The 20,397-nt window shown below is 71.8% G+C and carries 24 protein-coding genes; 7 read left to right on the plus strand and 17 right to left on the minus strand.

Annotated elements, in window-relative coordinates; genetic code table 11:
• Positions 1–122: 122 nt before the first annotated feature.
• The 7 genes from ACZ5OX_RS33165 to ACZ5OX_RS33195 form a co-directional block, all read right to left on the minus strand.
• Entirely contained in the window at positions 123–1,382 is a 1,260-nt protein-coding gene (locus ACZ5OX_RS33165; protein ID WP_465635419.1) for an SLC13 family permease, read from the minus strand.
• A gap of 171 nt (positions 1,383–1,553) precedes the next feature.
• Complete coding sequence (locus ACZ5OX_RS33170) at positions 1,554–2,369, minus strand: DUF4253 domain-containing protein (protein ID WP_465635195.1); 816 nt, start codon at positions 2,367–2,369, stop codon at positions 1,554–1,556.
• A 704-nt stretch (positions 2,370–3,073) separates the two neighbouring features.
• Entirely contained in the window at positions 3,074–4,081 is a 1,008-nt protein-coding gene (locus tag ACZ5OX_RS33175; protein WP_465635197.1) for an aldo/keto reductase, read from the minus strand.
• 78 nt (positions 4,082–4,159) lie between these two features.
• Complete coding sequence (locus ACZ5OX_RS33180) at positions 4,160–4,609, minus strand: hypothetical protein (RefSeq protein ID WP_465635199.1); 450 nt, start codon at positions 4,607–4,609, stop codon at positions 4,160–4,162.
• 180 nt (positions 4,610–4,789) lie between these two features.
• Positions 4,790–5,299 carry a nucleoside deaminase gene (locus ACZ5OX_RS33185; RefSeq protein ID WP_465635201.1) on the minus strand — a complete coding sequence of 170 codons (510 nt, stop codon included), beginning with the start codon at positions 5,297–5,299 and terminating at the stop codon, positions 4,790–4,792.
• A 101-nt stretch (positions 5,300–5,400) separates the two neighbouring features.
• Positions 5,401–5,871 carry a cyanase gene (cynS, locus tag ACZ5OX_RS33190; protein ID WP_465635203.1) on the minus strand — a complete coding sequence of 157 codons (471 nt, stop codon included), beginning with the start codon at positions 5,869–5,871 and terminating at the stop codon, positions 5,401–5,403.
• A gap of 81 nt (positions 5,872–5,952) precedes the next feature.
• Entirely contained in the window at positions 5,953–6,537 is a 585-nt protein-coding gene (locus ACZ5OX_RS33195) for a carbonic anhydrase (protein WP_465635205.1), read from the minus strand.
• Positions 6,538–6,672: 135 nt separating this feature from the next.
• Between ACZ5OX_RS33195 and cynR the strand changes: the two genes are divergently transcribed.
• Positions 6,673–7,581 carry a transcriptional regulator CynR gene (gene cynR, locus ACZ5OX_RS33200; protein WP_465635206.1) on the plus strand — a complete coding sequence of 303 codons (909 nt, stop codon included), beginning with the start codon at positions 6,673–6,675 and terminating at the stop codon, positions 7,579–7,581.
• Positions 7,582–7,611: 30 nt separating this feature from the next.
• Here the strand turns inward: cynR and ACZ5OX_RS33205 are convergent, their stop codons facing one another.
• The 6 genes from ACZ5OX_RS33205 to ACZ5OX_RS33230 all read right to left on the minus strand — a co-directional run bounded on the left by ACZ5OX_RS33205 (position 7,612) and on the right by ACZ5OX_RS33230 (position 13,026).
• Positions 7,612–8,022, minus strand: a complete 411-nt coding sequence (locus tag ACZ5OX_RS33205; RefSeq protein WP_465635208.1) for a sigma factor-like helix-turn-helix DNA-binding protein — start codon at positions 8,020–8,022, stop codon at positions 7,612–7,614.
• Between the two features lie 115 nt (positions 8,023–8,137).
• Complete coding sequence (locus ACZ5OX_RS33210; RefSeq protein WP_465635210.1) at positions 8,138–8,923, minus strand: helix-turn-helix domain-containing protein; 786 nt, start codon at positions 8,921–8,923, stop codon at positions 8,138–8,140.
• An 18-nt stretch (positions 8,924–8,941) separates the two neighbouring features.
• The gene (locus tag ACZ5OX_RS33215) at positions 8,942–9,175 is read right to left on the minus strand and encodes a hypothetical protein (protein WP_402404309.1); all 234 of its coding nucleotides are present in this window, start codon (positions 9,173–9,175) and stop codon (positions 8,942–8,944) included.
• Between the two features lie 506 nt (positions 9,176–9,681).
• Positions 9,682–11,256 (minus strand): RICIN domain-containing protein, encoded by a 1,575-nt coding sequence (locus ACZ5OX_RS33220; protein WP_465635212.1) that lies wholly within the window; start codon positions 11,254–11,256, stop codon positions 9,682–9,684.
• A gap of 787 nt (positions 11,257–12,043) precedes the next feature.
• Positions 12,044–12,595: a hypothetical protein gene (locus ACZ5OX_RS33225; RefSeq protein ID WP_465635214.1), complete on the minus strand. Its 552-nt coding sequence runs from the start codon at positions 12,593–12,595 to the stop codon at positions 12,044–12,046.
• Between the two features lie 14 nt (positions 12,596–12,609).
• Positions 12,610–13,026 (minus strand): ATP-binding protein, encoded by a 417-nt coding sequence (locus tag ACZ5OX_RS33230; RefSeq protein ID WP_465635216.1) that lies wholly within the window; start codon positions 13,024–13,026, stop codon positions 12,610–12,612.
• Positions 13,027–13,264: 238 nt separating this feature from the next.
• On the opposite strand from ACZ5OX_RS33230, the gene ACZ5OX_RS33235 reads away from it, so the two are divergent.
• Positions 13,265–14,095, plus strand: a complete 831-nt coding sequence (locus ACZ5OX_RS33235; RefSeq protein WP_465635217.1) for a helix-turn-helix domain-containing protein — start codon at positions 13,265–13,267, stop codon at positions 14,093–14,095.
• Positions 14,092–14,295, plus strand: coding sequence for a DUF397 domain-containing protein (locus ACZ5OX_RS33240; RefSeq protein ID WP_402404323.1), 204 nt, complete (start codon positions 14,092–14,094; stop codon positions 14,293–14,295). Before ACZ5OX_RS33235 ends, ACZ5OX_RS33240 begins: the two co-directional genes overlap by 4 nt.
• 235 nt (positions 14,296–14,530) lie before the next feature.
• Here the strand turns inward: ACZ5OX_RS33240 and ACZ5OX_RS33245 are convergent, their stop codons facing one another.
• The gene (locus tag ACZ5OX_RS33245; RefSeq protein WP_465635219.1) at positions 14,531–15,178 is read right to left on the minus strand and encodes an HAD family hydrolase; all 648 of its coding nucleotides are present in this window, start codon (positions 15,176–15,178) and stop codon (positions 14,531–14,533) included.
• 598 nt (positions 15,179–15,776) lie between these two features.
• On the opposite strand from ACZ5OX_RS33245, the gene ACZ5OX_RS33250 reads away from it, so the two are divergent.
• Complete coding sequence (locus ACZ5OX_RS33250) at positions 15,777–16,997, plus strand: RCC1-like domain-containing protein (protein WP_465635221.1); 1,221 nt, start codon at positions 15,777–15,779, stop codon at positions 16,995–16,997.
• 181 nt (positions 16,998–17,178) lie between these two features.
• On the plus strand, positions 17,179–17,463 hold the full coding sequence (locus ACZ5OX_RS33255; protein ID WP_465635223.1) for a hypothetical protein: 285 nt from the start codon (positions 17,179–17,181) through the stop codon (positions 17,461–17,463).
• Positions 17,464–17,858: 395 nt separating this feature from the next.
• Here ACZ5OX_RS33255 and ACZ5OX_RS33260 read toward each other — a convergent pair whose 3' ends face one another.
• Both ACZ5OX_RS33260 and ACZ5OX_RS33265 read right to left on the minus strand, forming a co-directional pair.
• Positions 17,859–18,257: a hypothetical protein gene (locus tag ACZ5OX_RS33260; protein WP_465635225.1), complete on the minus strand. Its 399-nt coding sequence runs from the start codon at positions 18,255–18,257 to the stop codon at positions 17,859–17,861.
• Between the two features lie 103 nt (positions 18,258–18,360).
• Positions 18,361–18,507, minus strand: a complete 147-nt coding sequence (locus ACZ5OX_RS33265) for a hypothetical protein (RefSeq protein ID WP_465635227.1) — start codon at positions 18,505–18,507, stop codon at positions 18,361–18,363.
• 120 nt (positions 18,508–18,627) lie between these two features.
• On the opposite strand from ACZ5OX_RS33265, the gene ACZ5OX_RS33270 reads away from it, so the two are divergent.
• On the plus strand, positions 18,628–19,158 hold the full coding sequence (locus ACZ5OX_RS33270; protein ID WP_465635229.1) for a GNAT family N-acetyltransferase: 531 nt from the start codon (positions 18,628–18,630) through the stop codon (positions 19,156–19,158).
• 72 nt (positions 19,159–19,230) lie between these two features.
• Here ACZ5OX_RS33270 and ACZ5OX_RS33275 read toward each other — a convergent pair whose 3' ends face one another.
• A complete protein-coding gene (locus ACZ5OX_RS33275; RefSeq protein WP_449791926.1) occupies positions 19,231–19,455 on the minus strand; it encodes a holin in 225 nt (74 codons plus the stop codon).
• A 254-nt stretch (positions 19,456–19,709) separates the two neighbouring features.
• Here ACZ5OX_RS33275 and ACZ5OX_RS33280 point away from each other — a divergent pair, with 254 nt between their 5' ends.
• Positions 19,710–20,171 carry a hypothetical protein gene (locus tag ACZ5OX_RS33280; protein WP_465635231.1) on the plus strand — a complete coding sequence of 154 codons (462 nt, stop codon included), beginning with the start codon at positions 19,710–19,712 and terminating at the stop codon, positions 20,169–20,171.
• The last annotated feature ends 226 nt before the right edge of the window (positions 20,172–20,397 follow it).

A 20,397-nucleotide genomic window follows, 5' to 3' on the forward strand; every position in this document is an offset into this window, starting at 1 on the left:
CCCCCCCCCCCCCCCCCCCCCCCCCCCCCCCCCCCCCCCCCCCCCCCCCCCCCCCCCCCCCCCCCCCCCCCCCCCCCCCCCCCCCCCCCCCCGGCTCCGGTCACGTCCCGATCAGGTGCCTATCAGGTCCCGATCAGGTGCAGGGAGGCCCACAGGGCCAGGACCGCGGCGGTGAGGGTGGCCGGGACGGCGAGCAGGCCCAGGCGGGTGAACTCGCGCAGGTCCACCGGCACTCCGCGGTCACGGACGATGCCGCGCCACAGCAGGGTGGCCAGCGAGCCGGCGTAGCTGAGGTTGGGGCCGATGTTCACCCCGAGCAGGACCGCGAGGACGGCACCCGGCCCGGCCGGGACCGCCAGCGGCACCAGGGCGAGGGTGGCGGGCAGGTTGTTGATGGCGTTGGCGAGGACGGCGGCCAGCGCGGCGATGCCGAGCAGGGCCGGCAGCCCGGTGCCGTCGGGCACGAGGTGGGCCAGGCCGGCGGCCAGGCCGTTGTCCACGACCGCGCGCACCACGATGCCCAGCGCGAGGACGAACGCCAGGAACGGCAGGGCCGCCGAGCGCACCACCGTCGCGGGGGTGGCGTGGCCGCGGGCCAGGGCGCGCACGGCCAGGACGGTGGCGCCGGCGGCCGCCGCCCAGGCCGGGTTGACGTCCAGCGCGGAGGCGAGGCCGAACCCGGCGAGCGTGCAGCCCACCGTGACCAGGGCGAACAGCGGCATGGCGGGGGCCGGTGCGGCGTCGGCGGCCCCGGTGGGGGCGGCGTCCAGGTCGGTGGCGAAGCAACGGCGCAGCACCAGGTACTCGACGCCGACGGCCGCCAGCCACGGCAGCGTCATCAGGGCGGCGAAGCGGCCGAAGCTCAGGCCGCTGGCGGTGAAGGCCAGCAGGTTGGTCAGGTTGGAGACCGGCAGCAGCAGCGACGCCGTGTTCGACAGGTGGGCACAGGCGTACAGGTGCGGTCCGGGCCGGGCGCCCAGGCGGGCGGCGGTAGCCAGGACGACCGGGGTGAGCAGCACGACGGTGGCGTCCAGGCTGAGCACCGCGGTGACCGCCGAGGCGACGGCGAACACCTGGACCAGCAGTCGGCGCGGGCGGCCGGCGGCGCTGCGCGCCATCCAGGCCCCGCAGGCGCGGAACAGTCCCTCGTCGTCGCAGAGCTTGGCCAGCACCAGGACGGCGGCCAGGAAGCCGATCACCGGGCCGAGGCGGGCGGCCTCGGCCGTCGCGTGCTCCAACGGGACGGCGCCGGTCGCCACCAGCAGGGCGGCGGCCGGCACCGCGGCGGCGGCCTCCGGCCAGCCCCAGGGGCGGGCGACGGCGCAGATGAGGACAAGTAGCAGCAGGCCCGCGGACAGGACTTCGGCGCAGGCGGTGTTCAGGGGGTGCTCCTCGGGGGTCGGGTGGGGTGAGTGAGGTGGGGTGGGTGGTCGGTGCTCGGGCCTGGTTCGCGGCCCGGCGCAGCATGCCACACCGGTCGGCGGCGGACGCCGGGCAGGTCCGTGCGCCCGGGTCCGCACCCCCGCCTCCCCTCCCCCGGGGAGCAGGTCAGGTCAGTCCCACCAGAAGGACCACTGGTGGGCGCCCACCAGCTCCTCGGCGTACTCGGTGAGGCTACCGGAGCCCTGGAAGACCAGGTCCGGGCAGAAGGCGGTGTGCTCGGCGGCCAGCGGAAGCGCCTCGGCGAGCGTGGCCGGCGGCACGGGGACGCTCAACACCAGAGTATCGAAGCCGACTTCGACGACCTGGGCGCCGAAGCGGCGCTCCCAGTCGGCGAGCACGGCGGCGATCTTGGCGATGTCGTTCTCGTGGTTCATGGGGCCGCTCCAGCCGCACACCGCGAGTGCGTGGGCGCCGCTGTCGGCCCGCACCAGGCCGAGGCGGACGTCCTTGACGGACCGCAGCACCTCGGCCAGCTCCCGGGCCTCGGCGCCGGCGGCGCCGTCCGGGACGGTGGCGGCGAGGGCGAGGCCGGGCCAGGTGCGGCCGTAGGGGGCGAAGGTCTCGTCGATGATCTCGACGTCCTCGCCCGTCTCCCCGTCCTCGTCCTCGTCGACCTGCTTCCACCAGGTGCTCAGCAGGGCGGCCGGGTCGCAGAGGTCGAGTATGGCGGCGTCGGCCGGGTAGAGCTCGCCGGACAGCCAGGGCCGGTAGTCCGGGCCGGTGCCGTCCAGCGGGCTGAGCAGCAGCGGCCACAGCCCGGTCTGCGGGTGGGCGCGGTGCAGCTGCCGCCACAGCCCGGCGGGCGCGGGGGCGTCGCTGATCCACAGCAGCGGCCGGCGCCCCTCGTCCTCGGCGACCGTACGACCGGGCGGCAGGTCGACGGGCAGGGCGGCGAGGGCGGCGGCGAGGTCCGGGTGCTCGGTCATGCGGCTCACCGTAGGCGCCACCACCGACAAGGACCGCCGGGCTCCCCCGGGCGCCCGGAGGACGCGGCACGGCACCGACACCGGACCTGCCCGCCGAACCCCCACCCCCCAACACGAGAAGTCGACCCCGCCGACTTCCCACGCCGCACGGGAACCGCCCGCGCACCTGCACGCCTCGGCCCGGCTCCGCCCCGGCGCCGCCCCGCCTTGACCCCCCAACCTGCGGACGCGCGCCCCGGAGCGCCTCAGGAACACGGCACGGCGCAGCCGACACGCCACAGCGCCGATGCCAGGCCAACCTGCGAACCCTCAGGGCCAGGCCGGCTCCCCCAGGCACGAGAAGTCGACCCAGCCGACTTCCTGCGCGGCACACCCCGCACCGCACGGCAACCGCCCGCGCGTGTAGGCACGCCTCGACCGGCACTGTCCCACCCCGAGGGCGGCGAGGCCCTCGGGGTGGGGCCGAGGCTGGTGGCGGCGAGGACGGAGGCGGGCCGAGCAGGAACGGCGGCACCGGAGAGGACGATGTCGGCCCGGAGCCAGGACGGCGGCGCCACGGCGAGGCCCCGGACGTCGGGCGCAGGCCGGTGGCCGGGGCCGGCAAGCACGACACCCCCACCGACACCACGGGGCCAGAACAGCCCCACCCGCGTACGCCGGCACACCACGGCCGGCTCCGCCACCGCAGCGATGACCTCGGCGGCTCAGGACCAGGGCAGCCCCGACCGCGTGCGCCAATACGCCTCGGCGGGCTCCGCCATGGTGGCGAGGGCGGCGAGGTCCTCGGGGGTGGGGCGCAGGGTGGTGGCGGCGAGGTTGGAGGTGAGTTGGGCGGGGGTGGCGGCGCCGGAGAGGACGGTGTCGGCCCAGGGTTGGGCGGCGGCAGCGGCGAGGGCGAGGGCGTCGGGGGTGGTGCCGGTGCGGGCGGCGAGGGTGCGCAGGGGGGCGGTGTCGGGGCCGGTGGCGTTGCGGCCGGCGAGGCGGCCGTTGGCCATGCCCTCCTTGACGACGACGAGCCAGCCGGCCGCGTGGACTTCGGCGAGGGCGGGGGCGGCGGAGGTCTCCAGGAGGTTCCAGGTGGCCTGGACGGCGGTGAACAGGGGTCGGCCGTCGGTGGTGACGGCGAGGGCCCGGCGGATGGTGTCGGCCTGGGCGGGGCCGCTGGTGGACAGGCCCACGCGTACGCCTTCGGCCGCGAGGGCGGCGAGGCGCCGGTGCAGGTCGGGGTCGGTGAGGGCGAGGCTGTCGGGAGTGACGGAGTGGACCAGGTAGACGTCCAGGTGGTCGCCGAGCAGGGCGCGGGTCTCGCGGAGCTGGCGGTCGTAGACGGCCGTGGAGTGTTCCTTGACCTCGTGTGCGGCGACTCCGCTGGTGCGCCAGTCGGCGGTGTAGGTGTAGCCCCACTTGCTGCCGACCGTCACCTCGGCCGCGGCCTCGGGGTGTTCGGCGAGCCACTGGCCGAGGAACTCCTCGGCGCGGCCGTAGGAGCGGGCGGTGTCGAGGTAGCGCACGCCGGCGGCGTACGCGGCGTCGAGCAGGGTGTGGGTGCGCTCGCGCAGGGCGTCGACGGTGCGGTCGGCGGGCAGGTCCGTGTCGCGCCCGAGGTTGATGTAGCCGGGCCGGCCGACGGCCGCCGTGCCCAGGCCGAGGCGCGCGGGGTGCGGGCGCGCGGCGGGGGCGGGGGTCGGGGTGGCGGCGGGGTCGGTCGGCATGGTGGGGTCTCCTCGGGCGCGGTGGTTCTCACCTGGGACTTTAGTCGTGCCGCCGCGGCCGCAGGCGGTGCCGGCGGGCTACCAGGCGGCCCACCCGCCTGCCTCCGAGGACGACGGTGAAGACGGCAGCGACGACGACGGCGGCGACCAGGGCGGCAGCGACGACGACGGCAGCGCCGCACGGGCGGCGCGCGCCGGCGCGGCTCCCTGGTCCAGGCGCAGCACGAAGTTGACGTAGTCGAGCGGCTTGCCCGGCCAGTGGCGGTCGTTGCTGGTGAGCAACTGGCTGCGCAGGCCGCCGTGTTCGGTGACGGGCCCGGGGGTGGTGCGCAGGTTGGGCTGCCAGCCGCGGCCGCGCAGGTGGTGTTCGAGGGAGAGCGTCCAGCTGTCCTCGTCCATCTGGATGGTGGCGCCGACCCGTCCGGGCAGCACCCGTAGTCCGTGTGCGCCGCGGACGACCGCCCGCTGGTCGAAGTCGGCGCTCCTGCCGACGACGGTGATCCGCCATGCGCCGTGGAACCTGAGCACGCCTGCCTCCTGACGCCGCGGCGCCCGCACCGGCGGAGGGCGCCCCGTCAACGTCTACGGCTCCGGCCCGCTGCCGGGCTCAGTGAGCCCGAACCCGCGGGATACCCGGTTGGGCCCGGGCCGGTTTCTCGGTCACTCGGGTCGCCGGTCACTCGGGTCGCCGGTCGCTCGGCTCGTCGGTCACTCGGGTCGTTCGGCGGTCGGGGCGCCCGCGACGCGGCGCTCGCCGCCGTTGCGTTCCTGCCAGAAGCGGTACACCTCGACGGCGGCGTCGCGCTGCTCGTGGCGCATGGGCATCCGGCGTTCCTGGTGGGGCTTGGCGAACTCGGCGTAGAAGCTGTCCAGTTCGAAGTACTTGCGGTCGTCGACGTAGTGGGGTTCGTAGGCGTCGCGGGTGGTGAGGAAGACGACCTCGTCCGGCGAGCAGTAGTACAGCGAGCCCAGGCACATCGGGCAGGGGTGGGCGAGCACGTAGATGGTGGTGCCGGTCAGGTGTTCGGTGCCCAGCTTGGTGCAGGCGTCGCGGATGGCGAGGATCTCCGCGTGGGCGGTGGGGTCGTTGGTCTGGGCGACCTTGTTGGGGCTCTCCGCGAGGATCCTGCCGTCCTTGACGATGACGGTCGCGAACGGGCGGCCGCCGTCGGCGACGTTCTGGCGGGCGATGTCGATGGTGTGCTGGGCGAAGTCCACGGTGGTCCTCCGGAGTTGAGAGAGATGGGGGCGGGCCGGATGGCTGTGCTCCCGGCCCGCCCGTTGCCGACCGGCGTGTCGCGTGTCGTCCTGTCGGTGCGTCAGAACGGCTTGGTCGGCAGGTACTTGCCGTCGAGGGTGATGACGGCGCGTTCGCCGCCGTCCGGGTCGGCGACCTTCTTCACGTCGAGCCGGAAGTTGATCGCGGAGATGATGCCGTCGCCGAACTCCTCGTGGACCAGGGCCTTGAGGGTGGTGCCGTAGACCTGGAGCATCTCGTAGAAGCGGTACATCGTCGGGTCGGTCGGGATGCGGTTGGGCATCGAGCCGCGGACCGGGATGGTCTGCAGCAGCAGTGCGGCGTCGTCGTCCAGGCCGAGCAGTTCGGCCGCGGCCTTCGCGGACTGTTCCGGCAGCGGGTGCTGGCCGAGGACGGCGGCGGTGGTGTAGGCCACCGACAGGCCGGAGGCCTCGGCGATCTGCTTCCAGGACAGGTTCTTGCGGGTCTTGGCTTCGACGGCCTTGTCGGCGAGGGTCTCGCGGGCGGTCTGGCCGGCCTGGGCGTGCACCATGATCGGTACGTCCTTTCGGGGGGGGTGTGTCACCCGCAGACGGGGCGACGCGGGAAGGGGGAAGGGGAGGGGGTGTGGTGGTCAGGCGGCGAGCGCGGGGGCGGCGGTGAGGTCCTCGACCCGGCCGGTGGGGATGTCGTAGACCCAGCCGTGCAGGGCGACCCTGCCTTCGGCGAGGGCGCGGGCGACCGAGGGGTGGGTGGCCAGGTTCGCCAGCTGGGCGTGCACGTTCTGGCGTACCAGCGCGGGGACGTCGCCGTCGGCGGCGGTGCGGGCCACGGAGGCGTCCGCGTGGCGCAGCCAGGTGGCGACCGCGGGGGCGGCGCTGAGGTCGTGGCCCTGGGCGAGGGCGGTCATCGCGCCGCAGGCGGAGTGGCCGCAGATGACGATGTCCTTGACGCCCAGCGCGGTGACGGCGTACTCGATGCTGGCGGCGACGCCGTCGGCCTCGGGGCTGTGGGCGGGTACGAGGTTGCCGGCGGTGCGGATGACGAACAGGTCGCCGGGTTCGGTGCCGGTGATCAGCTCGGGGACGACGCGGGCGTCGGAGCAGCTGATGAACAGCGTGTCCGGGGTGTGGTGGGTGGCGAGGTGCGCGAAGAGCTGCGCCTTGGCCGGGAAGACGTCCCGCTGGAATCGGGCGACGCCGTCGGTGAGGTCCTGCACGGTCACTCCCTTCGGGTGGTGATCGGCCCTGTGGGCTGGTGAGATCCACCATGCATGACCTGCTTCTATAGTGTCCAAGAGCCTTTGGCCATGGGATTCATTGGCCTTATCTATAGGTGTGGTTACAGTGGTGCCATGGCCGCTCTCGAACTGCGTCACCTGCGCTACCTGCTCGCTGTCGCCGAACACGGCAGCTTCACCCGCGCCGCCGAGGAGCTGCACATCTCCCAGCCCACGCTCTCCCAGCAGGTCAAGCAACTGGAGCGGACCCTGGGCGTGCAGCTGCTGGACCGCACCGGCCGCGCCGTGCGGCTGACCGACGCCGGCGCCGTCTACACCGACCACGCCCGGCGCGCGCTGCGCGACCTGGCCGCCGCCGAGCGCGCCGTCCACGACGTCCAGGACCTCACCCGCGGCCACCTGCGCCTGGGCGTCACCCCCACCTTCACCGCCTACCTGGTCGGGCCGCTCACCGCCGAGCTCCACGCCCGCCACCCCGGCATCGGCCTCACCCTCGCGGAGATGACCCAGGAGCGCATCGAAGCGGCCCTGCTCGCCGACGACCTCGACGTCGGCATCGCCTTCGCCGGCGCCCACCTGCCCGGCATCGCCGCCGCCGGGCTGTTCACCGAGGCCCTCAGCCTCGTCACCGGCACGGCGCGCGCCGAGGCGATGCCCACGCCGCTACCGGTCCATGCCCTCCAGGGCGAGCAACTCGCCCTGCTCAGCGGTGGGTTCGCCACTCGTGGCCACATCGACGCCTACTTCGAGCGTCACCGGGCCGTCCCGCGCATCGCGGTCGAGGCCAACTCGATCCAGGCCCTCACCGAGATCGTCCGGCGCACCGGCCTGGCCACCGTCCTGCCCGACGCCATCGCCCACGACCACCCCCACCTCGCCCCCGTCCCCCTCGACCCGCCGCTGCCCACCCGCACCGTCGCCCTCCTGCACCGCGAGGGCGCCTACCGCAGCGCCGCCGCCCGCGCGTTCACCGGGCTGACCCACGACCTCGTCCGCGCCCGCGGCTACGCTCCCGCGCCGTAGCGGCCGTCTTCGACCTCGTGTGCGGGGGGGTCAGCGGCGGGCCGCGGCCAGGGAGCGGAGCTGGACGTGGACGGCGGCGGGTTCGGTGCCGGTGAGGGCGGCGACCTCGGCGGCGGACAGGTCGAGGACCAGGTGCAGCAGCAGGACGTCCTGCTGGGCGGCGGTCAGGTGGGCGACCGGGCCCAGCGGCCGGGGGCCGGCCTGGGCGCAGACGCGGCGGCGCACCGCCTGCCAGGCGCAGGCGGTGGGGCTGGCGGTGGCCAGGGCGTCGAGCCAGTGGCCGCTGAGTTCCTCGAAGGCGGCGCGGACGGCCAGGGGCGCGTCGGCGGGCGCCAGGAGCAGTGCGGCGTAGTCGAGGTAGTGGCGCAGGTGGAGGTCGTGCAGCGCCCACAGGCCCAGGGCGGGCCCGGGGGCGGCCGAACGGCGTGGTGGTGTCGGCATGGTGGTGTCCCGGGGTGGCGCGGGTGGGTGCTGGTCCGGGGGGGGGGGGGGGGGGGGGGGGGGGGGGGTGTGGGGGGGGGGGGGGGGTTCTCCCCCCCCCCCCCCCCGGACCGGGTCACACGAGCACCGACGGGTTGTCGTCGGTGCCTTCGCGGCCCGCCGTGGCGGGGTGGCCGGGGCCCTCGTCCCGTTCGGCGGCGAGGCTGTTGCGCAGGGTCACCCACAGGCGGAACAGGATGTCCGTCGAGGTGCCGGCGCTGGAGGACTGCATGGCCCGGGCGAACTCGCTGTGGTGCGTACGCGAGTTGACCGGCAGCGGGGTGCGGGCGTTGTTCGTCCGGTCCCAGGCCGCCGCCCACAGGGCGCGGCGGGCCTCCTTGACCCCGCAGACCTCCATGTAGGCGAGGAACACGGGTTTGCGCAGCGGGGCCTCGCCCTTGAGGACCAGGGCCAGCGTGCTGGAGGGCAGGCGTCCGCCCCGGTTGCGGGCCCGGCGGTCCAGTTCCCGCAGGGAGGGCCAGTCGGCCTTGCGGCGCATCTCGTGCATCGCGCGGCGCAGGTCGGCGAAGGAGTCGGCCTGTTCGGGGTCGATCCGCCGGGGCGCGCGCAGTCTGCGGCTGCCCGAGGGGCGGGGCACGTGGGCCCAGTAGTTGGCCTGGACCCACTTGCGCCGGGCGGTCTTGAGGTCGCCGCCGCATTCGCGGGTGACGGCCTCGACGACCTTCCAGCTCGGCACGGAGCGCCCGCCGGCGGCCCGTTGCAGGGTGGTGGGGTGGTAGTTGGTCCGAGCAGCGAGCTGACGGTACGTCAACTGGGCCTGCTCGCGCTGCTTCCGCAGCAAGGCGGCCAGCCGGCCCAGCGCCGGCTCGGTCGCCTCGATCGGGTTCTCTCGGCGTCCCATCGCTGGCAGGCGTTCTTCCTAGGCCCGCTCCCGTCGGAGCCTGGCGGCCAACAGGCAGCCGCCGGTGGCCAGTTCGAGTGCCGCTCCGGCCGACATGCCGGTCGCCACCAGGGCGGCGGCCAGCGTGACCGCCAGGACGACCACGACGACGACCACGGCCGTCCCGTACGGGCGCAGCGGTACCGGGTCCGCCGTCGCGCACGGGGTGGTGCGGGTGCGGGTGCGGATGCGCTTGTTCCGGTTCCTCTTCATCGAGGAGTCCTCCATATCACTGTCCACTCCAACTGGCGGGCACTTGTGCGGTTGGCGTCGCACTGGGTGCCCGGTGGCATCACACTCTGTCAGGCGTATGGGTGAATCCCAATCGGTTCGGTGAACATCGCGCAGATTGATGCGCCACGGTCCCGGCCACTCGCCGCAATCTCGTGAATGCTCTACCAGAGAAGCACAGTTCAGCGAACTGAAACCGAATTTTGATGCGCCTTTGTGCAGCGCGCCCTTGTGAGGCCTCCTGGCTGGATGTGACGATTCGGAGTGCGGCGTCATCCGGACTCGCGGGTTCGGAACCCGGGGCGCTGTTCACTCCAACAATCGGGAACATCGGCAGCGGGCCGTGTTGGCGCATGGGTCCGTCCGAACAGCAGAGACCGCCCGGCCCTGGTGGCCCGAGCGGTCTCTCTGTGTTTTCCCGGCGCGTTTCCCCGGCACGTTTCCCCGGCGCGTTTCCCCGGCCCGCTTCGCGGGCGGTGGACGTCAGGTCAGTCGCGGGTGGTCCAGCGCTGGGTGGCGCTGGTCGCGGAGGGCGCCGTGAGCGTCGCGCCCATGCCGGACTGGTTGCTGGGGGTGTCGAGGACGTAGCCGGTGTTCGGGTCGGTGATCTTCATGCTGCCGTCGTCGTTCCGGGTGACCTGCCACTTCTGGGACGCGGACTGTGCGTCGGACGGCTTCACCGTGACGCGGTAGCTCGGGTAACCGCTGGACGTCAGGGAGAGGGAGGGGTTGCAGCCGTCGTGGATGCGCACCGTGCCGTCCGCGTTGATGTCCAGCCGCCACTGCTGTCCGAGGTCGGCCGAGTTCTTGTCGTAGATGGAGGCGTAGCTGTTGGGGAGCACCATGCAACCGCTGCCCTGGTGCGACAGCACGAGGTTGCCGCCGTTGGAGAGGTAGTGGGGCCGGCCGTCGCCGACGGGCAGGGGCCCGTAGTAGATGGTGTGCTTGGCCAGCAGCTCGAGCGCCGCGCCGGTGGTGGCGAGCGGCGGGACGGCGGCGGGACGGACGGTCTTGAAGTAGTCGGCGAACGTGCCCGGCGTGCGGTCGTTCAGCGCCTTGAGGGTGCCCTGCCAGCCGCCGTCGACCTGCCGCCACAGGTCGAGCAGTGAACCGGAGATGTTGCCGGAGACCGTGTCCCCGATGTCCCAGCCGCTGCCGTAGGTGAATTCGGTGCTGCTTCCGCTCGACCACACGTAGCGGTTGTCGCCGAGCAGGTAGGCGGAGACGGCGTCGGCGAAGCCCTCGACCCACGCGCAGGGGCGGGCCGCGCTCGACCAGATGTAGTGCGAGGCACAGACGCTGTCGGGGGGCCAGGCGCCGTTGAAGAGGCGGTGCATCAGGAAGTGGCCGCCCTCGTGCAGGACGGTGTGCTCCGAGTCGGGGTCGGCGTCGGAGAGGTAGACGGTGTTGGCGAGGTCGTACTCCGGGCCCCGGCCCGCGCCGGGGCCCCAGACGACGGAGAGCTCGGTGCAGGAGCCGCTGTTCGGCTCGTGGGCGCTCCAGCAGGAGCTGACCGGGTTGTTGCGGCCCCACCACAGGAGGTTGAGGGTGTCGAGGACGTGCCAGGCCCGGGAGGTCTGGGCCGGGGGCTTGATGACGCCGAGGGAGGCGCTCGCGGAGAGGTTCTGCTGGACCGGCGAGTCCACGGTGTACAGGGAGCCCTGGGACAGGACCTTCCACATCCTGGTGCTCTCGGAGTAGAACCGCACCCACATGCTGTTCATCGTCGTGGTGGTCGTGGGGGTGTAGCAGAGGTTGAAGCCGCCGTCGGACACGGCGGTGAGGCCGTAGACGCCGAGCACGTGCGGGGTGTCGGCGGCCTTCTCCCGGCCCCACAGCTCGACGTTGGCGTTGCGGACGGGCTTGGTCCGGGTGGGCTTGCCCGAGCCCTCCTCCGCGTTCTGGTAGTCGTACTGGAAACTGCCGCTCAGGCAGATCGGGCTCGCGGCGACCGCCGCCGAGGCGGGGGCCGCCGCGAGCGGGACGACGGCGAGCACGGCGAGCAGAGCCGTGCCGACGGCGGCGAGCCGGCGGGCCAGTCGTGTGCGCGGAGATATGCCCATCAAGGTCCTCTCGGTGGTGTCGCCGGGCACCGCGGAGGCGCTCGGCAACGGTCAGTGACGGTTCGCGTGCCCATGGTCGGTGCACGGTTCGGCTTGCGGTAGGGCGTGCGGAAGCGGGCACAGCGTGCGTCACCCAGCCCGCGCCGGTGCGTGGGGCAGAGCGCGACCGGTGAAGAACTCCTGCGGTCGGATGGCGGCTTGCGCTGCCACCCGAACCGGTCAGGAATCTACACAGCTCAGTCACGAAGGGAATGTGATACTCCGCTTTTCTCCGCTTGAGATCGCAAACGGTCAAACTTTGATCGGTACTGATTAATCGTCAGGTGTGGTGCTGGTCAACGCCTCTTGCCTGACTCGCCACCTGAGCGGACACCCCGGCAGCGACGGCCCCCCGGCCAGTCGCCGTGACCTCGCCACCCATCACCTGCGCAGGAAGTCGGCGCAGTCGACTTCCTGCGCACGACACAGGCTTTCAGGCGCGGGCCGCTCAGCACGAGCGGCCCGCGCAACCCATCCCACCCGGCCGCCGCGCACAGGAAGTCGACGGGATCGACGTCCGGCGCGCGACGGGGTTCAGCTGCGAGTGGCCTGGACGAAGCAGCCCGCGCACCCACCCCAACCAGCCACCGCGCGCAGGAAGTCGACGGGGTCGACTTCTCGTGCACGACACAGGCCTTCAGGCACGGGCGGCTTGGACGGAGCGGCCCGCGCAACCCATCTCACCGACCGCCGCCCCACCAACCGCGCCGCGCGGGAAGTCGGCGGGGTCGACTTCCCGCGCGGGGGTTCAGGTGCGGGTGGTTTGGGTGCGGCAGTGGGTGAGGGCGTAGCGGATGCGGGGGTCGGGGTTGGGGGTGGTGGTGAGGAGTTCGCCGGCGGTGGTGAGGGTGGTCCAGTAGAGGGCGGGGTCGCCGGTGCGGGGCAGGGGGTGGGTCGCGGCGAGGGAGAGGTACGCGGCGGTGAGGTTGCCGGTGGTGAACCAGCGGGTGAGGCCGTGCTGGTGGCCGGGGCGGATGCCGCCCAGGGCGTCGATGGCGGTGAGGAAGAGGTCGACGACAGCGCGGCCGGTGGCGTCGAGGGCGACGGGGACGTCGAAGACGCCGAGGGCTTCGAGGAGTTCACCGGTGTCGGCTTCGGAGTTGGGCCGGGGGTCGGCGAGGAGGGCGTCGTGGCAGTCGGCGAGGCGGCGGGTGGTCTCGGCGTGGGGGATGTCGAGGGCGAGGCAGACGGCGCGGGCGACGGGCAGGGGCTGGTGGCCGAGGCGGGCGAGGAGGGCGTAGGTGGCGGCGGGGGTGGCGCCGCGGGAGAGGGTGTGACGGGCGAGAGTTGAGAGGTTCATGGGGGTTCGGGCTTTCAGACGGTGACGAGGGCGGGGGCGGGGGCGGGGGCAGGGGCGATGTGGACCCAGACGAACTTGCCGATCCCGTCCGGCCGGGAGGTGCAGCCCCAGCGTTCGGCGAGCCTGTTGACGAGGAACAGTCCGCGCCCGTGCTCGTCATCCGGGGTCGGTACGTGGAGGGCAGGGCACCCGGAGCCGGCGTCGTGGACCTCAATCCGCAGGCGGGAGCTGACGAGCGAGAAGCGAACCTCGATGTGGCGGTCGTCGGGCGCGTCGGAGTGCTGGACGGCGTTGGCGAACAGCTCTCCGAGGATCAACTCGGCCGTGTCGCTGTAGCGCTCGCCCGAGGGCAGCCCGGAGAGGTAGGCCCGGAGCATGTACCGGGCCAGGGGCGTGGATTCGACGCAGGAGTCGAGGTGGGCGACGAACATGCGGGGACGCCGGGCAGTGAGCATGGGGACCTCGGAGAGACGGAAGGGAGGCACACGAGGACGACTTGGGCGCAGGCGGTGGCCGCCGCTCGGGATTCCGCACGTCAGACATGGGATCCCCGCTGGTCGCACTGTGTCTCTGATAAATCACCAGGCGTAGCCATGGTGGCGTGAGAGGCCCTACGATTGCCAGCGTCTTACCTTTGACAGCAATGTCATGTGAAGGAGCCGAAGGATCATGACTGAAGCCGTTGTTGACGCCCAGGCATCGCCACAGGTCCGCTTCGGTCAAGAACTTCGCAGGTCACGCCGGGCAAAACGATGGTCGCAGACCGAAGCAGCCAAGCAGCTGGGATACTCGGGCGCGCACATCTCATATGTCGAGAACGGGAAGCGTTCACCAACACGCTCTTTGGCTGTTAAGGCCGATGAAGTGTTCGGATCGGGCCAACGATTCTTCGAGTTGTGGCGGCGATTCAGCCGGGCAGCGCTCCTTGAGGGGTTCGCCGAGTTCGCTGATGCCGAAGCCCGGTGCCGACGGCTGCGTACGGTCGGCCTGATCATCGTTCCCGGTCTTCTCCAGACCCCTGCGTACGCAAAAGCACTGGCGCAGGCGGCTGTCCGGCGTGGTGCGATCACTCCGGTCGAGGCGGATGAGCGCACCGACTATCTGGCCCTGCGGCAGGAGATCCTCGGCCAGAAGAACCCTCCGACCGTTCACGCGGTGATCGAGGAGGGGGTGTTGCTGCGCCCCGTCGGCGGCCCTCAGGTCATGGCCGAGCAGCTGCGGCACCTTGAGGACTTGGCCGAGCGTCCGAACATCACCGTGCAGATCGCCCCGTTCAGCATGGGCGAGAACCTCTCCTTCACACTGCCGGTCGTTCTGTTGAACCTCCCGGACCACACGGTCGTGGGGTACGCGGAGTCGATGGCGAGGGGCCACCTTGAGCGGTCACGCGCGACGGTTGCGGGGTGGGAAAGTGACTACGATCAGCTTCTGGTGGAAGCGCTGCCGAAGGCCGCATCCCAGGAGAAGCTCCGCAGGGCCCGAAAGGAATTCCTCTCATGACCGACCGCGTAGACCTGTCCAGCGCTTCCTGGGCCAAGTCCTCGTACTCCAACAACGGCGGTGACTGCGTGGAGGTGGCTCCCGACTTCCCCGGTCTGGTTCCCGTCCGTGACTCGAAGGACCCCCACGGACCGGCTCTGGTCTTCCGGACCGAGGCCTGGGCGTCGTTCGTCGCCGCCGTCCGCAGCGGCGAGCTCTGACCCGAAACCCGGGAGGACGGGACAGTCCATGGTCAGGCTGTCCAACTGCGCGGACGGGCCGGTCTGCTCCCGCAAGCCCGGACCACGCTGGAGCAGGCCCTCGACCAACTGGCCGTCACCTGGTACGCCACCGGCATGGAACGCGTGCGCGAGGCCCGACGGGCGCTGGCCCCGTGGCAGGACACGGCGGCCGTCCAACGGGTGGACGACCGCCTCTACTCCTGGCCGGCGACGCTCAGCTCGCTCCAACGTTGAACTCGGCGATCAGGTCCGGAAGTTCCGCCAGCGAATCGATCCGGAACGTCGCCCGCTCCGCAGCCGGGTCGTGCTGCTGGATCCAGCCCCACGGGCCGCGCCGGATCAACGCCGTCCGCATCCCCGCCGCTCGGGCGGGGAGCACGTCGTTGTCGAGCCGGTCTCCGACGTACAGGATCTCGCGCGGGTCGGCGGGTACCACCTCGGCGACGCGCTCGAAGAAGGCCGGGTCCGGCTTGCTCGCACCCCAGTCGTCAGAGGTGCCGATCAGGTCGACATCGGCCGTGAACAGCCGGCGAAGGATCGCCCCGGCCCGCACGGTCTGATTACCGGCGATCGCCAGCCACAGACCATCCGCCCGGAGTCGGGCGAAGGCACCCCGGACATCCGGATAGAGATCCTCCTCACCGAAGGTCTCCGGTCGGCCGGCAGCCGCCCGCTTCTCCCGCTGCTCGTACAGGTCGAAGCCGGGGGCGAAGATCTGAAAGGCTTCCCGGTAGTCCCGGCCCTGCGCGATCACCGCCCCGAACTGGGCGACGAACGTGTGCCGCGGCACACCCAACCAGTCGGCCCAGGTGCCGTACTCCCGGGTCTCATCGACCAGGCACTCTCCGACGTCGAACACCACAGCCTTGATCGTCACAGCCGCAGCCTAGTGGGGCGAGGACGTCCCCTGACGTCCTCGCCGAACCGCTCATGACCGACCGCGTGGATCTGTCCAGCGCTTCCTGGGCAACGGTCCTCGTACTGTTCCGGCGGCCCGTGTCACGAACCGGCTCGCCAGGGCAAAGCCTGTGCGCCGGGTGGGAGGCCTGGTTACATGCGGTGCTGTTATGTAGGTCTACCAGTTCTGTCCATTTGTCCGCTGTTGACCACCGCGCGGAGACCAGGGTGTCCCTACCGAGGGACGGCATGGTCCTCGTCGGTACGGCGCCTCGAAGACGGTGCCCTGAGCGTCAGGACGCCACCGCACACGTGGCGACCGTTTTTCCGGCCACCACGCTATGGAAAACCGAGGGCGTAACTGTGCGTGACTGGTCGAGTGGAAATCCGATAGGGCGTGTGCAGATAATAGTCGTGGGGCGCATCCATCCAAGCACTGGGCTCTCAGGGGGTGAAGGGGGCCACACCTGGCCCGACGCTACAAAGAGCCAGCCCTCTGCATCCAGGAGACCCTCACGGGCGCGATCAGTGGTTCCGTCATCGGGATGCTAAGGAGCAACGGCATGACCAGTCTGCAGACTGCACCGATCGCAGCCGGCACCGTGGGCGCGGATGGCACGCTCTACGCCTGGGGCCTCAACGACGACCATGAGTGCGATGTGCCGGAGGACCTGCAGAAGGCGAAGGTCACCGCCATCGCCGCCGGCCAGAACTACAGCCTGGCGGTCACCGACGCGGGCAAGCTCCGCGCCTGGGGCGACAACATGTTCCATGCCTGTGATGTGCCGGAGGACCTGCAGAAGGCGAAGGTCGCCGCCATCTCCGCATTCACTAACGACAGCCTGGCGGTCACCGACGCGGGCAAGCTCTACGCCTGGGGCAACCTCGGCCATGAGAATGATGTGCCGAAGGACCTGCAGAACGCGAAGGTCACCGCCATCTCCGCAGGAGAGCGCCACAGCCTGGCGGTCACCGACGCGGGCAAGCTCTACGCCTGGGGCAACAACGACAACCATCAGCTTGATGTACCGAAGGCCCTGCAGGACGCGAACGTCGCCACCATCGCCGCAGGCGCAATCCACAGCCTGGCGGTCACCGACGCGGGCAAGCTCTACGCCTGGGGCAGCAACGGCAGCCATGAGTGTGATGTGCCGGAGCCTGTGAAGAACGCGAAGGTCATCGCCATCGCCGCAGGCGCGTCGTTCAGCCTGGCGGTCACCGACGCGGGCAAGCTCTACGCCTGGGGCAGCAACGGCAAGCATGAGTGTGATGTGCCGGAGCCTGTGAAGAACGCGAAGGTCATCGCCATCGCCGCAGGCTGGAGCCACAGTCTGGCGGTTACCGACGGAGGCGTGCTATACGCCTGGGGCGAAAACGACGTCCATCAGTGTGCTGTGCCGGGGCCTGTGAAGAACGCGAAGGTCATCGCGATCACCGCTGGCGCCCACCACAGCCTGGCGGTGGCGGTGGCGGTATCGAACGTAGCCCTTCTGTCGTTCAAGGCCGCGCCGGCTGATGTGCTGGACATCGAACACGCAGGCATGCCCCCGGTGACGATTCCGGGCGGCGGATCGAACAGCCTGACGGTCGACCCGGACTGGGCGTACGACGTCTCCGTCGCCACGACGAGCGGCCCCGGCGAGAAGGGCGTCCTCGCTTTCAAGCGGTCTGGTGGTCGTCTGGACATCGACACCGAGCGCACGCACCTGCCGAAGGGCTTGGCCGTCACCCGGGACACCGGGGATGCCAACGCGTTCACCTTCTACTTCGGACAGGAGCCCTGACCAGTCACAGGATTGGGCGGCTGTCCGTAGGTGACGACGCGGGCCGGCGCGCCTGAGTGAATGGCGCAACCGTTCGTGCGGGTCCGCTTGTCATGCTCCGCACTGGAATCTACTTTCCGTCGCAAGTGCCCTTCGCGCCACTTGAGTCCGTTTGTCCTTTTCCATTAAGGAAGGTGTCACTATGCCCCTCCAGATCAATACCGCGAAGCCCGACAAACTCACCCCAGGCGACGAGCTCACGCTCACCGGCACGGGCCTTGAGCTGGTGACCAAGGCGACGTTCTTCGAGGCGGACGGGAAGAAGGAGATCTACACAGTCGATGCCACCACGCACCTCGACACCACGGTCTTCACCCACCGCAAGTCGGACGACGGCTCCAAGCCCCGGAAGGTGAAGGTCTCCGTCTCCACGGACGACCCCAAGGAGCAGAGCAACCAGCTCGACCTCGAATTCATCAACGCCTGAATCGCCCTGGCCCACCGCGGTGGGCCAGGCGCAAGGATGGGGCCGTCCACGGGGACGGTCCCATCCGTCTCCGGCTCCCATCTCAGGCGGCGTGCCACGGCCCCGCGCTTGCCGTGGTTGCTCGGTGATGTACGGCGGGTCGTCGCTGGGGTGGGCGAAGGGGCTCTGGATCCCGGTCCGGTCCTTTGCGCCGGACGACAGGGCCGTGCGGGCACAGGCAGGTCGGTCGTCGGGAGCCTCGTCCCGGCTCGACCGCGCCGCCAGGTCGGGACGTGCCGACTCGCCGGGCGCGCCCTGGTCGGCCCGGGTTGGGCTTGGCCCGGCCGCTCCGGCGTCCGTGGGTGGGGTTCCGGGACTGCCGGCGGGCGGTGGGCGATCGGGGCTGACAGTATTCGTCAGCCCCCTTGCCGGCGGCGTTCGGTGAGGCTGGTCACCTGGCTCAGTGCCTGCATCTGGTCCTCCGGTGCGGCCTTGTCGACGGTCAGCTGCCGGATCGCTTCGGCGTAGATGCGGACCAGTTTGCGCAGGTCGCTGTTCTCCCGCCGCAGGCGGGTGTTCTCGTCCTCGGACCGGGTGGTGTCCTTCGGCGGAGAGGCGGGTCGGCGCCGGTCGGCGAGCCGGGCCTTGAACCACGCGATCTCTTGCGGGTAGTTCCGGTAGAAGGTCGCGTGGGTGACGCCCAGGCGTTTCTCGACGTTGGTGAGGGTGGCGCGTCGGCGGGCGGCCTGGCTCTCGGCGTGTTCGGTTTCCATCGCGGCGCGGACCTGCTCGCCGGTGGGCAGGTGGGCGGTCACGGTGTCTCCGTCGTGGTGGCGGGGCCGGTGCCGGCGGCGGCGAGGCGGCTCTCCGCTTCGGCTGCGGCGGGGCCGGTGAGGCGGTGGAACTCGTCGCTGATGATCAGGTCGCCGAGTACTTGTCCAACCAGTTGTCCAGAGCATCGACGTCGACCATCACGTCCGTACTCGACTGCGGCAGGCTGAGCTCGCGCCGGGTGAAGAACACCCGCCAGCCCAGCACGCCCGGATCTGCTGATCTGGATCGCACCACTGGAACGTAGCAAGGACATGTCCGAAACCGCATAAGTGATCAAGAACATCCGGCGTCCGGCGGCACACCGGACCGGACCCGGGCCGCCCACACCCACGCCACCTGGAGGACCACCGCGTGAGCGTCGAACTGCGCCACCACACCGCCCTCACCGCCGAGGCCCGGCAGGATCTGCTGGACGTCTACGCCGACGTGCGGGCCCCGCTGCTGCACCTGCCGAACTACTGCCTCGCCGCCTTCGTCGAACGCCTCGACCGGCACACCGCCGACCCCGGCTTCGAACTCGTCCTCGGCTACGACGGCGAACTGCCCATCGGGTACGCCTACGGCAACACCGTCGACGCCGACGACCGGTACTGGAAGCGCATGGCCGACCCCCTCCCCCACGGCTTCACCGACGCCCCGGCCCTGGCCGTCAAGGAGATCGGCGTCCGCATCCCCTGGCGCGGCACCGGCACCGCCCGCCGTATCCACGACGCGCTGCTGGCCGGCCGCACCGAGGGCCGGGCCACGCTCATGGTGAACCCGCTCGCCGGGGACGGCAGGGTCCAGCGCGTCTACGAGGCCTGGGGCTACCGGGCGTTCAACACCCAGCAGCCCACGCCGGACTCGCCCCGGCTGACCGTGATGCTCCGCCCGACCCGCTGAATGCCGTAGCCGCGCCTCGCGCCCCGCGGCCCGGGCGGCGGCCCGGGGCGCGGGGCGCTTCCCCGGCCGGGGCTACTCGCGGGGGCGGGCGAGCAGCGCGGCGGAGGCCGGGTCGCCGACGCGGGTCGCGACCGCGCCCTTGACCACGCTCAGGGCGGCCGGCAGCGCCGCGACCGCCGCCGCCTTGAGCGCACCGATCGAGGTCAGGTCGAACTTGTCGGCCAGCAGCAGGCCGAGGAACGCCGCGGCGTACGTGGCGACGGTGCGCTCGACCAGGTCGAGGATGAACTTCCGCATGGTCAGGACTCCTTCGTGATGGAGGCCGGTGTGGTGCACGGTCTGCGCGCGACGGTCGCGCGGGCGTTGCGTCGGGGTCGGCTGTCAGGGGTCGGAGGGCATGCGGCAGGCGCCGCCGGGGAGTTGCCGCCCCTCATGTACACGTTCACGCCGCCGGATTCGACGACGGTCCGGCAGAAGAAAATCCGGCGGCCTCGCGCACACCGCAGAGCCCGCCACCGAGGCCTCCCACCTGCCCGTCTACCCTGACGGTTATGACCGAGGCTCTGTTGAACCGCTACCGCAAGGCCGTGGAACCGCTGCTGGAACCGGGCGAGCACCTGCTGGACCTCGCGACCGTCGTACCGGTGACCGGGGCGCGCGGCGTCGGGGACGGGCTGGGCGCGCGGGTCGGCAACAGGCTGGGGCAACTCGGCGCGGTGGCAGGGCAGTCGGGCAGCATCGCGAGCGGATTTCCGACGACCACGGGCGGGACCCGGACCAGGCTGCTGGCCGTCACGGACCGCCGGGCCGCGTTCGTCACGGCGCTGGACGTCCGCAAGGCCGGCCAACTGCTGTGGCACGCGCCGCGGCAGCTGGTCCTGCGGGTGGAGCGGCGCCCTCGACTGCAGGCGATGGCGAGGTTCCGGCTGCACTTCGCGGACGGCTCCGCCGTTTCGCTGTACACCGCGCGGCGCCGCACGATCGAGGCCCTGGCCGATCACCTCGGACGCTGACCCGCCCCACCGCGAACCCGCCTCGACACCGACCAGCCTCGACACCGACCAGCCTCGACCCCGACCCGCCTCGCCGCCGACCAGCCTCGCCGCCGACCGGACGGTCCGGCGGTCCGGGCCCGACCACAGGCCCGAACCGCCCTCCACCTCCCCTCCCGACTCCCACGGGCCGCCGCCCCGACCCGGTCCACCGTCGCCGACCGGCCGTCCGCGATCGGCGGGCCGA

It is taken from the genome of Kitasatospora sp. NPDC032121, from assembly GCF_055580145.1.